6 protein-coding genes are annotated in these 13,956 nt (G+C 56.5%); 3 read left to right on the top strand and 3 right to left on the bottom strand.

Annotated elements, in window-relative coordinates:
- Positions 1 to 35: 35 nt before the first annotated feature.
- A complete protein-coding gene (locus D3I60_RS18600; protein WP_262778387.1) occupies positions 36 to 2,021 on the top strand; it encodes a CDP-glycerol glycerophosphotransferase family protein in 1,986 nt (661 codons plus the stop codon).
- A 183-nt stretch (positions 2,022 to 2,204) separates the two neighbouring features.
- Positions 2,205 to 3,488, top strand: coding sequence for a CDP-glycerol glycerophosphotransferase family protein (locus tag D3I60_RS18595; protein WP_262778386.1), 1,284 nt, complete (start codon positions 2,205 to 2,207; stop codon positions 3,486 to 3,488).
- Between the two features lie 20 nt (positions 3,489 to 3,508).
- Here the strand turns inward: D3I60_RS18595 and D3I60_RS18590 are convergent, their stop codons facing one another.
- Together D3I60_RS18590 and D3I60_RS18585 are read right to left on the bottom strand one after the other, a co-directional pair.
- Complete coding sequence (locus D3I60_RS18590) at positions 3,509 to 5,398, bottom strand: glycosyltransferase (protein ID WP_262778384.1); 1,890 nt, start codon at positions 5,396 to 5,398, stop codon at positions 3,509 to 3,511.
- Positions 5,399 to 5,811: 413 nt separating this feature from the next.
- On the bottom strand, positions 5,812 to 7,941 hold the full coding sequence (locus D3I60_RS18585) for an acyltransferase family protein (RefSeq protein WP_262778382.1): 2,130 nt from the start codon (positions 7,939 to 7,941) through the stop codon (positions 5,812 to 5,814).
- Positions 7,942 to 8,518: 577 nt separating this feature from the next.
- On the opposite strand from D3I60_RS18585, the gene D3I60_RS18580 reads away from it, so the two are divergent.
- On the top strand, positions 8,519 to 11,941 hold the full coding sequence (locus D3I60_RS18580) for a CDP-glycerol glycerophosphotransferase family protein (RefSeq protein WP_262778379.1): 3,423 nt from the start codon (positions 8,519 to 8,521) through the stop codon (positions 11,939 to 11,941).
- 22 nt (positions 11,942 to 11,963) lie between these two features.
- Here the strand turns inward: D3I60_RS18580 and D3I60_RS18575 are convergent, their stop codons facing one another.
- Positions 11,964 to 13,781, bottom strand: coding sequence for a glycosyltransferase (locus D3I60_RS18575; RefSeq protein WP_262778377.1), 1,818 nt, complete (start codon positions 13,779 to 13,781; stop codon positions 11,964 to 11,966).
- Positions 13,782 to 13,956: the final 175 nt, after the last annotated feature.

Here is a 13,956-nt window from a genome sequence, read left to right as displayed (position 1 = left end):
CTGAATTGCAAGGGAAATTTCGGTAAACATTGATGATGCACGTCTCTGAGACACTTGCGCTTGCCAGCAGAATCGCGCGGAAGATGCGCACGTCCGCAAATACTGTTCGTCACCGAACACGGCTGCGGGCCATGCCGGAATTCAGACCCGCCCCGGGGGCATCTGTCGATGTACTGGTCAACTTTCCCGGCGAACCTGTCAACATCTACCAGATCAGACAGTGGTACGGCCCATTGGAGTACCTTGCACGAACCCACAGAGTGGCTATTCTCTGCTACCAGCCTTCGACCGCAGAGCTCGTAGCCCGGGAAACCGACCTCAAAGTCGTACTCACGCCGAGTTATACCGATCTGCGAGAGGTCGAACAGGATCTCCGACCGAAGATCATCCTCTACCCGAATCAGAACTACGCCAACTACCGAATCTTGGGAATCACCTCGGCAGAACATGTCTTCATCAGTCACGGCGAGTCCGACAAGATCTATATGGCGTCGAATTGGGTAAAGGTCTTCAACTATTTCTTCGTTGCAGGGGAAGCCTCCCGAGACAGACTTCGAAAGCATGTACGCAACTATGATGTCGACGCGAGAACTCTGGCGATCGGACGACCGCAGATCGACATTCGGCACGAATCGCCGTTGAAAGCGCAATCGGACCGGATCACTGTGCTCTATGCACCCACGTGGGAAGGCGGAAGGCGGACGATGCGGTACGGATCGGTCGCGTCGCACGGAGTGACCATCGTTTCACGGTTGCTGTCTGACAGTCGGTTCCGTGTAATCTACCGGCCTCATCCTCGAACCGGAGTACTGGATACAGACTTCGCGGAAGCAGACGAAAAGATCAGGGATCTGCTCCACGATGCCAACGAAGCCAACGAGGACGCCCACCTGATCGACACCTCGGCGTTCGGCTGGCAACTCGAATTTGCCGACCTTATGATCACTGACATCTCAGCCGTTGCATACGATTGGCTCACCACCGCAAAACCCCTCCTCGTCACTCAGCCCACCGAGCCCGAAGCGGTCATGCCCACCGAAGGATTCATAGCCAAGACCCGCCTCCTGACTGCCAGTGACGCTGATCGTTGCAACCAAATAGTAAGCAACCTGCTCGACGATGCGATGGAACGAGAGAAACTCGCTCGATGGGCAGACTACTACTACGGGGACCGCACAAAGGGAGCATCCCTTTCGAGATTCGCGTCTGCAATCGAGCAGGTCATCAGCGAACGCGATCAGGCTGTAGAGATGCGGCAGAATCCCTCGAACTCAGGATGCCCAGTTTCAGCCAATGCTGCACCGGAGGTTGGTCGACCGCCGAAACCGGCCGCACGGGCCGCCATGCGCGGAGTCACTTTCGCGGCTCGAAGCATCAGATTCGCGGGGAATGGAATGGCCAACCTCGTCGCACAGTATCAGGGAGAATCGAAGCTGATCGACAGCCGAGACTCCGCAATGAAGCGACGGAGATCTGAGATTCTTGTGTCGACCATGGCGGGGCCGCAGGATATCGGTTTGCTTCTCGATTGGTTGCCAGCTCTCGAATTGGTCAATCGAACTCATTCCGTTGCAATCCTCACCGGCAATCAGCGAACATATGATCGGCTGGTCAGGGCAACTCGACTGCGAGTTCACATCGGGCGGAATGCCTCGGAAACCGAAGAGATGTTCGTCGAGCTGGCCCCGAGGCTTCACCTGCAGTTCGAGCAGGCGAATCTCAACCTCAGAGAGCTGACTCATCGAAACCTTCGACACGTGTACGTCGGTTCAGACGAACACTGCGACTGGATCAATAATCGGCTGCGGGCTTTTGACACCGTTCTCTTCAACGGCCCGACCAGTGTGGATACCATCGCTTCCACACTCATCAACCTGCCCTCCACTACTGCTCTGACTGTGATAGAAGATCAAGAACTGGACGGCCAGGGCCACAGAGCACGGTCACGATCAGCGTCAATTCTCGCGACGCTGAATGAGTCGATCTCGAACGCACCAGAGACGAGAAAATCGGTCATGTGAGTGACTGAGTTTCAGGATGCCGACCGCGAGCCGATACACACAGAACGAGGGCCCGTCATCCAACAGCATCCGACGAACCTCACAGAACGTCGGGAGGCATCATTCGACGATGTCCGTAAGATTGGATTGGCATCGGCTACGCGGGTGCTGTGAACCGCCCGTTCCACCTATGAAAGGCACGCTGTGAAGAATCTGGCCCGGGAAGCAGCCCTGCAGGCTGTACGTTCATCCGCCTGGAAGAAGACCAGCCGATGGATCAGGGGGACGGATCGATGGAACCAGCTGGAGCTGGAATATGACGGAAGCTATGTCAACGCCGAAGTCGTGGTCTACTTCGGCGACCGAAAGCCCAAGTTCTATCAGTTGAGCCAGTGGATCCCGGTCCTCGAGCAGCTCAATCGTATTCATCGTGTGGTGCTGGTATTTCGAAAGCCGTCGGCGTTGCTCGCAGCGCGTGAGATCACCGACTTGCCGATGGTCCTCAAGCGCAGATTCGATCCATTGCAGACCTTCTACCATGCAAACAGCTTCAGGCTTGCTCTCTACGTGAACAACGGTATGACCAACTTCCAGTCGCTCAGTTTCGCGCCTATGGTCCACGTTCATGTCAATCACGGGGAATCTGACAAGTTGAGTATGGTTTCAAACCAGGCGAAGTCATACGACAAAGTCTTCGTCGCTGGCGACGCAGCGATAGATCGACACCGAAAAGCATTGGTCGACTTTGATGAATCGTCACTGGTCAAAGTCGGACGACCCCAATTGGACATTGAGCGGCAACCGGAACTGAATGTTGCCCAAGGACAGACAGTGATGTATGCGCCTACCTGGGAGGGAGAGAACGCAGCGAACAACTACACTTCAGTAGATATGTTCGGCCCTCAGATAGTCGCAGCCGCTATCGCGCTTCCGGGGACACGCGTGATCTACAAACCACACCCTCGCGTCTGCACTTCGTCGGACCCGAGCATGGTCAGTGCCCATCAGCAGATAGTCGATCTCATCAACGAGGCAAACGAGTTGATTGACGACGCTGACCAGCACCACCAGGTGTTCCTGGATGGTGACATACTCGCAATGTTCGACGCAGTTGATCTGCTCGTCACCGATATTTCCAGTGTCGGCCTCGACTTTCTCTATCTCCGACCTGATAAGCCGCTCATCCTCACTGACCGTCGCGACGATAGTCAAACACTCAACCTCGAGGCGCCGGTGAGCAGAGTGACACCTATCATCGACACCTCCACAGTTCGAAGCATCGGCGAGATGTTGCAGCGGACTCTTGCACAGGACCCATGGTCTGCAGCCCGTCAGGACATGCGCAGGTACTATTTCGGCGACGGCGATAAGGGGCAGTCAACAGTCAGTTTCACCAATGCCGTCAGTTCACTGATCAGTGAAAGAAGTAGATCGTTGCAGGACCGCTCACTTGCGGACGAGTCCAATGCTGAAGCCAGCGACGAGTAGTCGATCGCGGCTTCCTCCGATCATCGCTCAGGCCGAACGGACAGATTGCCGTACTTCGTCGCATACCACTCTCTTGAGTCCGACACCGTTGGGCTGAAGGTACTCGGAGTTCGAACTCTCCGTTTCGCATTCCACGGGTCGCGCGGGCGCCGCAGGAAGACATCAAAGATTTCGCCGTCCGATTCAGAGAAGAGCTCGTGCGGAACGGCAAACGTGACTGTTGCCCCACGCCCACGGGCGTGCGATCGAATCTTCGGTTCGGAGCAGAGGAAATACGAGTTCACCTTCCTGCCGGAAAGAACCAATTGCAGCAACGGCGCAATGGACCCGTCGATTACGGTCAGGTCCATCTCCAGCTCGACGCCACGTTCGGTTCCCGAGACGGTCAGTGATCTGGGCGCAATGCTTTCGCCGGTTCTGCGACTGTCGATATCTGGAAGCCACGGACGTTCCAGCTCACACAGAACCGTCTTCCACCGCGAGTAACCGACTGCAGGGAGGTATTCGGCCGCAGTCTCGATGGCCTTCGACCGCATAGAAGCTACATGGTCCTGGTCAAGCTCCAAGAACTCTTCGATCTGGTCAGCAAGGGCATCGACGTCGCCGAATGGAGTGACGTACCCGTTGTCGCCCTGAACCACCAGGTCCCCCGGTCCGTATGTGATGTCGTAGACGATCGGAACACAGCCGGCCCCCATCGATTCCATCATGGCCAATGGAAGCCCCTCACTGGTGCTCGTGAGCAGTGAGAAGGACGCAGTCTCCAGACGTGCACCTACATCATGCACGTAACCCGGCAGTTCGACTCGATCGGCAACTCCGAGCTCCTCGATAAGCCGTTCAAGGGCCGGGCGCTCAGGACCCTCTCCGAGAACGGTCAGCCGGACGTCTACTCCTCGTTCCTTGAGCACTGACACAGTACGGATTGCATGATCGATGCGCTTGAGCGCAATCAGGTTTGCCACCATTACTGCACTGTTCATCGATCGATCGGTCGGCACATCGGAGTTGACTGCCGTTGATGGAAGCTCACCGGTGAGCAGACGCACATTGTCCCAGGAGATGCCTCGTGCCTCGATCGCGGCCGCCTGCTGCCGAGTCTGAACTCCCACAACGTCGAAACGGTCGAAATTGCGCATTGTCTCGAGACGCCGCGGAAGGAACTCCCCGAGAGCTCCATTCCATGGAAGGCGAAGGTGAGTTCCGTGTAGGAAGAGGATCAGCCCAAATCTCCTATCGGAGATCTCGTGGATGAACTCACTGACCTTCTTGTCATCAACGATGACTACCGCTGGATCTTCAGAGACAACTGATGAAACCCATGCATTGTAGAAGTCGCGTGGGCGCCGCCATTCTGCGATCGGATCACCGCTCGATGAGTAGAGGATGAATCGCCTCCCGACCTTCGGATCGCGCACGTCAACAAGCAACGGCCGGCCATTGACGCGCAGATAGTTGCGCCGAATGACTGCTCCGGTTTTCTGATCGCGAAACAGGTCGTAGAACTCATTGATGCGTTCGACCTCGCCATCCTCATTCGGAACTGGGTCGGTCGAAGGTTCTCCACGGATCTCGGCGAGCTCCGCATCGCCCCGATTGCGCAGGTCGCTCCATACGTTCAGTAGCCGAAGGTCCTCAGTCACTCGCCCTTCGGCGAGCAGCCTCTCACGCACTTCATCGACATCCATACGCGGGCTGAAAGTCAGCAGAGTCTGAGAAAGTGGCCGCCCGAACTTCTGGAAGCTTCGAATCCGCCGCAAAGCTGCAGTCGTCATGCCGCCGATCGATTCAGGGATCGACCACGTGGCGTTGTAGACGTGAACCTCATCTGTTCCGACCAGGTATCGGCTGCGAGAACGTTCCTCGGCAGCGCCCGCTGATTTGCCGAACAGCCTAGTGATCAAGCTCAAGATTGCCCTTTCTCAGTTCCACCAGAAATGTCGAGGTCAACGATGCGACTCCCACGTTCCACTTCGCCCAGTTGCTTCACCGAACCGCTCGCTGGCAAGACGACGAATTTCAGTTGCTTCGTTCGCCGACTCCGACAATTCGCAGTCGCGGCAATAAGCTGCCGGCAGATCAGGTCGGGTGAACTGCAACCTGGCCGTCTTCCGCCACCGACGTTCATGTGCGCCCACTGGTCGTTCAATGGATGACCTGAACAAACCTAGCACCCAACCTCACGGATACAACAGCAGTGTCGGATCCACACCGGGCGATACCGGCCGATGTCCAATCGCTTGCGAACAAGCAGCGGGTACAGCGCCCTCCGCCGACGAGTCATGGCCTGAGAATTCGGCTGAATCCCTGGGGACGGGGGTAGTCATTCAGATCGGTCAAATGTGGCCAGCCCTGTTTGCCGAAGCTGAGAATCCAACTGTGGGGCCAGCGTCCTCGCATAGGTGGCGGTGATGTGGGCAGTATCGAAGTAGGTGATCACTCCACCGATGACAGGCTCACATCGACCTTCGGGGCAGAACCAATCTTCTGGGTAGACCACCTTCGTGCTCGGCAGATCCATCGATCGAGCTTCCTCCGCCAACGGATCCATCCAGTACCAGGAGGTGGGTGTCCCCGCACACTCTTCGAGGCGGTCTTCGTGAGAGGCGACGCAGTCGGGTACATGGACGTCTTCTGCTCCTGGGTATGGGGTGTCCCTGATCACCACGACGTCCAGCTCAGCCTTGTTCCACTCTTCGAGGGTTCTCGTGTGACCGTCAGAAGCGTTCTTCTCGGTCTCAGCCCAACTCATCTCTTGCAGAGGAGTCGATTGCCGCTCCGAGGTGATTACTGCGTCGAACTCACCGGAAGTTGTTCGCTCAGTCACCCATCGACCATAGTCCTGACAGCCTTTGACGGTTTCCTCGTTCGAGAGATCTTGCGGCAATGTGGAGATGCTGCAGGTGGAGGCCAAAAAGGTGGTGATCGTCCAGTCGTTCCGTTCGGCGAGAACCTCCAGCGCAGGCAGCCAGTGACCGGCATGTGAGTTCCCTACCAGCGCAATCTTCTTTTCGCCCCTCCCGTAGGTGCATTCGGGGCGGTTCGAGTAGGGCGGCCTTGCCCAGCACCCATCTGCGTAGGCTCGAGATTTGTCGTTCTTCGCGGCCGCCGGCTCCATCTTGAGCGGCTGCCGATCGGGACACTTCGTCGCGCCGGGCGACCCTGAAGGGAGTGAGTTGCCACCCAAGCATGATTTGGGATCAGACAGTTCTGCTTGAATCTCGTCCTGGTTCTTCTCGACGATTCTGGTCGCCACCCACATTTGGCTCAGTCCCAGAATTCCGACAACGATCATTGCAACAGCGGCGAATCCGAAAGTCTTCCATTCCTTCCCTCGGAAGGCTTGCCGGCGGAACCGATTCTCAACGAATTCCGTCGAGATCCACGCAACCGCAAGCGATGCGACGATGATCAGCGCCTTATCCAATCGCCCCAGATTTGCCGAGAACCCGATCTGCTCGGAGAGATACGGCACCAGAACGATCATCGGCCAATGCCACAGGTAGACGGAGTACGAGATATCTCCCAGGAACTGTGCGGGACGCAGGGAAAGCAGCACATACGGGGACCGTCGCGATTCGGACGCAACGAGGATGACAAGCGCAGTCGAAAGCACTGGCACCAACGCAAGGTAACCGGGGAACGGCATATCTGGACGGATCAGGAACGTCCCTGCAACAACCCCGGCCAAACCGACCCAGCTCATCAGCGACCGCAGGGGAAGCTTCTGAGGCCGAACGCGGCTCATCACGACAGCGACGAGTCCTCCGGCAGCCAGCTCCCACATTCGAGTCGGAGTCACGAAGTACGCCATAGCCGGCTCCATGGCCGTGTAGTACAGGGAGAAAACGAGCGACAGCACAAACACGCTTGCGACGGCAACGGCCACAGCGGTATTCGACCGCTTGAACCTCGCGCCTGCGTAGCATGCGAGACCGACGACCAAGGGCCAGATGAAGTAGAACTGCTCTTCGACGGACAATGACCAGAAGTGCTGGACGGGCGAGGGCGCATTATCGGCGGCGAGGTAGTCAACACTGGAACTGGCAAAGTCCCAATTCACTACGTAGAACGCAGCAGACAGAATCTGACGTCCGGTATCGGCCCACACAGACTGAGGTGCGAATAGGTAGGTGGCGATTCCTGCAACGAAGAGCACCAGCAACGACGCGGGAAGGAGTCTTCTGATCCGCCTGCCCCAGAAGGCGACAACATCTTTCCAATTCTTTGGGGGAGTCTTGAGTAGATGGCTGGTGATCAGAAAACCTGAAATGACGAAGAATACATCGACGCCGATGAAACCGCCGGTGAATCGGTTCGGCCAAAGATGATAAAGCAGGACAATTCCCACGGCCAATGCCCTCAGCCCTTGGATGTCTTTGCGGTGATCGCGACTTGCGATGCCGCCGCTCGGCCGGAGGCCTGCTGCTGCGGGCAGAGTATTCGTGCCCATCGGAATTACCTCGCTCTCTCGACTAAGAGCCGAGAATTCTCCTACTTTGATCGACGCCAGACGATACTTTCATGAATCAGGCTCGATCACTAAGCACCATCCCGAACGGCCCTGCAATTTTCACTCCTTTTCTCACTCCTGCCGAAGAGACCCGACACTTCTCTGCATTCTCAATGACAGTCCCTTCTGTTGTCTGAACCGCCCCGCACGACGGCAATGGCCCCTGCGATAACGCATTCCGTCGTCGCTGCGGGCGGCCCGTTGGACAGGGCCAGTTGTGGCCGACAGCTTGCCCGAGGCACCTTCCACCATTCGACGAATCGTCTCCCGTCGATGAACACATCGGGCGTTTCGCGGGGATACGGCCCATTAGACTGATATCAGTCCGTAGCGGTTTCGTTGCCCACATCGGCCCCGAACCCGGTCGGAGAAGTACCGACAACGTCCGCGTACCCTGTACTTATGGGAGGGCCTCGAAACGGCACAGCACAAGTTGCTTCAACTCGGTGAGGTACAGCTTGCCCCGTGGAACGATCGAGCCTTCGAATCGACAGCATCAAATGGAGAACCTCGCTAGATGAACATTCGCAAAGTCGCTGCGCATGCTGCCCTGTTCGCACAGTCAACAGTGCAAAGGGCATCTCAAGCTTCCCGGCGCATCAAGTCGAAGCAGTCGCCCTCAACGGATCGCACTGCGCTGAAGCTCAGCGCGCTCGAGGTCTGTCAAGATCCGAACTCGACCTCCATGCATCTGCGTATGAAGGTTGCTGGAAACTACGTACCGGATTCTCTTTGGGTTGAAATTGATAACAGCTTAGAGCAGTTGTGCAATCTACAGTCCACACAATTCGAGGTAGATGGAAGTGAGGCACTGACAACTCTAGAATGTGAGGTGGATCTCGATTCGATCGTCAGCCAGCTTCCATCAGCGGCCTCGCACCACAGCGAACCTGCGAGTGCTTCAATCGGCAACGACGGCCACGTACTTCGGTTCTATCTGGGGTACGAAAACCTTGATGACGAGGCACTTACCTGGTCGGACTTAGAGGTCACCAACGAGGACAGCGCCGTCGGCTTGGTCCGGCTGGGACGCGCCCACCAAACTGCAACAGGCCAATTCGGCTATCGACGGGCAGGAGACCATTTCTACTACCCTCTCGTCACCAAGCGCGGTCATCTGGTCATTGAAGTTGACCGAGAGCACAAGCCCTATGCCCATATTCGCAACGACGGCGTCACAGTCCACGATGGGCTGCTGCAAGTTCGCGGGCGAGTCTTTGCCCGCGGAACCGAGTATCTGGGCGCTGAGTTCGTCGCCATCGGACGCACAACTGGCTTCAAGGCCACCTCTCGAGCCCGTTTGGAGCTCGATGAGGACCGAACGGCTCGCCGGTTCGGTCTCCGGCAATACACTTTCAGTGGTGAGATCGATTTCTCCGGGCTGGTGGAGCAGATCTCCGATGACAATGTCGATCTCTACCTCGATCTCGACCACAGACTCGGGTCCGAACCCCGCCGCGCACGTATCGGGAAGAGCCGATACCTGGTAAGGATGGCGACCGAAGGCGGAGCGGTGACATCTGGTGGCAAGACGGTCTCGATTGCGCCGTACTACACCTTCAAGGCGAAGAATCCGTCTTTGACGCTTGAAACGTTTGAGACCTCTACATACGACTATCTGAAGTCCGAACTCTCACTTGCGAAATTGAAGGCGAATCGCAAACGCAAGTCGAAGCCGATTTGGATTATCGGAGAATTGCCCTACAAAGCTCAGGACAATGGTCTGCAGTTCTTCAAATATATGCGAGACTCGCATCCTGAAATCGATGCCTATTATATCATTCGAGCAGATTCGCCAGAGCGACGCAACTTGGATGGCTACGACCATGTCATCGATTTCCGGTCGCCCGAGCATATCCGCTTGACGCTCAGCGCTGACAAGATCATCGGTACCCATCATCCGAACTTCCTCTATCCCACTCGAGCGCCGCAATTTCAACGAGCGTTGCAAGCAGATCAGATCTTTCTGCAGCATGGAGTCACCGCCGCCAAATGGATGGTCCCCAACTACGGCAAAGCGACAGCAGGCTTCGACACAGATCTCATCACAGTCTGTTCAGAACGTGAGAAAGAATTCTTCGTCCAGGATTTCGGCTACAGGCCAGATGAGATTGCAGTAACTGGATTCGCACGATTCGACTCGCTCTTGGACGACAGCGTCGCGCTGAATCGGCAGCAATTGATGATCATGCCGACATGGCGCCCCTGGCTGCAGGATCCGGAGTTCTTCACGGAGTCCGAGTATTTCGATCGGTGGAAATCTCTGCTCAGGTCCGACCGATTCCGCAAGCTTGTCGACGACTACCGCCTCGAACCGATTTTCTGTCTGCACCCGAATATGCAGCAGTTCAGCTCCCATTTCGAAGGCAATGGGGCGCGGGTCGTTGTCCAGGGTGAAATCGATGTTCAGTTCCTGCTCAAGCAGAGCGGGATGCTCATCACCGACTACTCAAGTGTTGCGTTCGACTTCTCGTTCCTGCATAAGCCGGTCGCTTACTACCAGTTCGACAGCCACATGTTCGCACCTCCGCACGCAGATCCGATCAAGGAGTTTCCCGGTCCGGTGGTGGCTGAAGAGAATGAACTGCTCGACTCAATTGAGAGCGCCTACCAATCGAACGCGGAGGTGGAAGAAACCTACCGCCTCCGTGCCGACCGCTTTCTGCTGCACCGCGATACCCAGAGTCGAGAGAGGATCTTTCAAGCGATCTCTTCGATGAAGAAGAGCAGGCCCCACGTGTCAGACGTGTTGGACAAGGAACTGGCCCAGACGGTGTATCGAGTAGTCCGCAGACGAAAACAGTACCTGCCCACGATGAAACAGGCGTATAAGGCTATGCGCAAGGCGCCGTTGGACAGCAATACGATAGTCTTCGAGTCCGGTCAGGGCAAGCAGTTCGGTGACAGCCCGCGGGCGATCTACGAAGAGCTCATCAGACGTGGCGACACAAGAAGAAAAGTCTGGGTCTACAACAAGCCGTTGCCCTTCGCAGACGAGCACACAGTAGTCGTCAAACGGCACTCTCCGGCATTCTTCTGGTACTTGGCCACCGCCAAGTACTGGATCAACAATCACAATTTTCCCAATTACATCCACAGGCGTAAGGGCGGCCTGTACATCCAGACTTGGCACGGAACACCGCTGAAGAGAATGTTCCTCGATCAAGAGAACTTCTTCGGCCGCGATGCCGGATACATCGATCGGGTGAAGGAAGCATCGGCTCAGTGGAATGCCCTCGTCTCGCCTTCGCCTTACGCGACGCGAGCGATGCAGTCATCGTACGGATACACGGGGCCCGTCTACGAGATCGGATACCCTCGCAACGATATTCTGCGTGCCGAGGACCGAGAGCAGATCGGAGTATCGGTTCGTCAGCAGCTGGGGATTCCCAGCAGCAAGACCGTTGTGCTCTATGCGCCGACTTTCAGGGACGACCAGCCGACGTCCAAAGGCAGATTTGCTTTCGAATGGCCATTCAGTCTCGAAGAGTTCACCAGAGAGTTGGGGCCTGATGTCGTGTTGATCGTGCGAACTCACGTTCTGAACAGCACGAAGCTCGAAATACCCGCGCATCTGCAGGACTCGGTCAAGGACGCCAGCAATTACCCGGATATCCAGCAGCTGTTTCTCGCCAGTGACATGCTAGTGACCGACTATTCCTCGTCGTTCTTTGACTTCTCAGTGTTGCAAAGACCTATTGTGTTCTTCGCGTATGACTTGGAGAAGTACCGTGACCAGCTGCGCGGCTTCTACCTTGACTACAACACCGATCTGCCGGGTCCGATCACCAGAACCCCGCAAGAGTTGTTCAACGCAATCCGGAACATGATGACGATGGACGACGATCAGAGGCGACAGCTGCGTGAATTCGCTGAACGGTTCGCACCAAATGATGATGGGAACGCCTCCGGCCGCGTTATCGACCGTCTATTGAGCTGATCGGACCATCAGATCCACAGTGCTATTTCACTCGCGCGCTGAGGCTTTGATATTTCGTTCCATACGGCCGAATTCGTCCGCTAGCCGGCAGAGCTGCCTTCGGGTCTACGCCTTTGACTCGAAGGCGGCTGTGTCCATCCGTGGCGTACAGGTCAACCCAAATATCGACGATGCCGGTTGCCACCGAGTCGAACTCGCTGGCGGGGAGCACAAATTCCGCCGATGTTCCAGTGAGTCGCCGCTTCACAGTCCCGGGTACTCTGCCGAAGCCAAGGCCTTCTCTCTCTTCCCATACCAACACTGCTCTGTGTATCTTTCTCCCGGGCCTCGTTCTCAGGCTGAGTTCGAGCCGGAAAGTGTCATCGGCCGATGACAGAGATTTCAGAAGAGCTTGTCCCTTCAGTTCAGTTGCCGGCGCCTTCGATGCTATTGCTTCCCGCATCACCTGGCCCCACCGTTGGGTGATGATCTCCGGCGCGAAGTCCTTGGTGCGTCGCTGAGCAGCTTCACGCATCTCTGCGACAGTCGTCGCATCGAGGCTGGCAAGATGCGAAATTCGGTCAGCCATAGCCTCAATGTCACCGTTGGGCACAAGAAATCCATTAACGCCGTCACTGATGATGTCAGACGGCCCGTAGTCGATGTCGTAGGCAATCGGAATGCAGCCTGCGGCCATGGCCTCGAGCAGAACCATTGGCATTCCTTCGTATTTGCTCGTCAGCAACGTGAATGATGCTTGGGCAAACCGTGATTTGGCGTTGGTATCAAAACCTCTCAGCCGGATGGAGTCTCGAGATTCCAGAGTACGCAGGAGTCCCTCGACCTGCTCACTGGCGTCACCGGCGGCACCGAAGATGTCGAGCTCAGCGGGCGTCCCCTGTCGCCTCGCCAGGTCGACGGCACGAATCGCCCGGTCGATTCTCTTGAGCTTGGTGATCTTTGCCAACATCACGCCTCGGGCGACAGGTCGCGATGCGGCTGAATCCTCCGGCGTCAGGTCCGCGATATTCGGAACGACGACCAGTTTGTCTGACCCGAGGTTCCTTGCGACCAGATCGTCATGTTGCGATTCGGTAAGCACAACAACTCTGTCAAAACTGTCCATGTGCATCAATGTCGGACGATAGACGACTGAAAGTCGGCCCGCGGCCGATTTCGGGTCGCTTGAATGGCGACTGTGAATCGTCTGCAAGAAGATGACATTGTCCCGTTGATACTTGTGCAGGTAGCGTGCCAACGGGGGTCCATCGTTGATGAGCACCGTCTTGCGGCCGGCGAAAATCCAGTCCATCCACGAGAAATAGAGTTCGTGAAGGGCCTTCCACTGACCGATCGGCTCACCTTCATGTGAGAATATCGTCGTCATCTTGCTGGTCTGACCATGTGAGTTCAGCACATCGGTCCGATGACTGGAGACGCGTGACCCGTCGTCACGGAAGCGATCAGATTGCAGAAGATTGCCCTCGGAGTCCTTGAGTTCCTCAACCGATTCCGACGAGTACGGCAGCAACCTCCCAGGATCGTCGAACCGCGATTTGACGCTGTATTTCGACATGAGCCGCAGATCCTCGTCGCTCGCACGACGGAGATCGGCCCAGAAGTTTCTGATCGTCACTCGATCGCCGATGCGGCCTTCGTCCCGAAGTCGTTGCGTGACAGCTTCTGGGTCGTGGCTGTGAGCAGGAGACAAGGTGAGTATCTCGACATCTCGATCATCGAGCTCGGCAAAAGTGTTAGCTCGTTGAAGACAGACTCCGGTTCGTCCACCGAATGACTCCGGAATGCCCCCGATGAAGCCATAGATAGGAACATCAGGCAACAGCTCAGAGGATTCGGTCATGGCCACTCCCTTGTTCATTCGAGACACGCATTCGGCATCAGCGCTTCCGACCGATGTTACATCCCGTTTCCCTGCGCGTATTCTGAATAGGCAACACGCTGGAGCAGGTAGGCCGACCGCGATGCCCCGTAGACTGTGACCTACAAAGTTCACCACCGTACGTATCCGCAACATC

The sequence above is a fragment of the Brevibacterium permense genome, from assembly GCF_025506275.1.
Taxonomy (GTDB): Bacteria; Actinomycetota; Actinomycetes; order Actinomycetales; family Brevibacteriaceae; genus Brevibacterium; species Brevibacterium permense_A.
This window is presented reverse-complemented; position numbering and strand designations above follow the sequence as displayed.

What these genes read in the sequence shown, in the direction of transcription:
- D3I60_RS18600 (WP_262778387.1), top strand. Translation starts at nt 36, where the DNA reads ATGCACGTCTCTGAGACACTTGCGCTTGCCAGCAGAATCGCGCGGAAG.
- D3I60_RS18580 (WP_262778379.1), top strand. Translation starts at nt 8,519, where the DNA reads ATGAACATTCGCAAAGTCGCTGCGCATGCTGCCCTGTTCGCACAGTCA.
- D3I60_RS18585 (WP_262778382.1), bottom strand. Translation starts at nt 7,941, where the DNA reads ATGGGCACGAATACTCTGCCCGCAGCAGCAGGCCTCCGGCCGAGCGGC.
- D3I60_RS18575 (WP_262778377.1), bottom strand. Translation starts at nt 13,781, where the DNA reads ATGACCGAATCCTCTGAGCTGTTGCCTGATGTTCCTATCTATGGCTTC.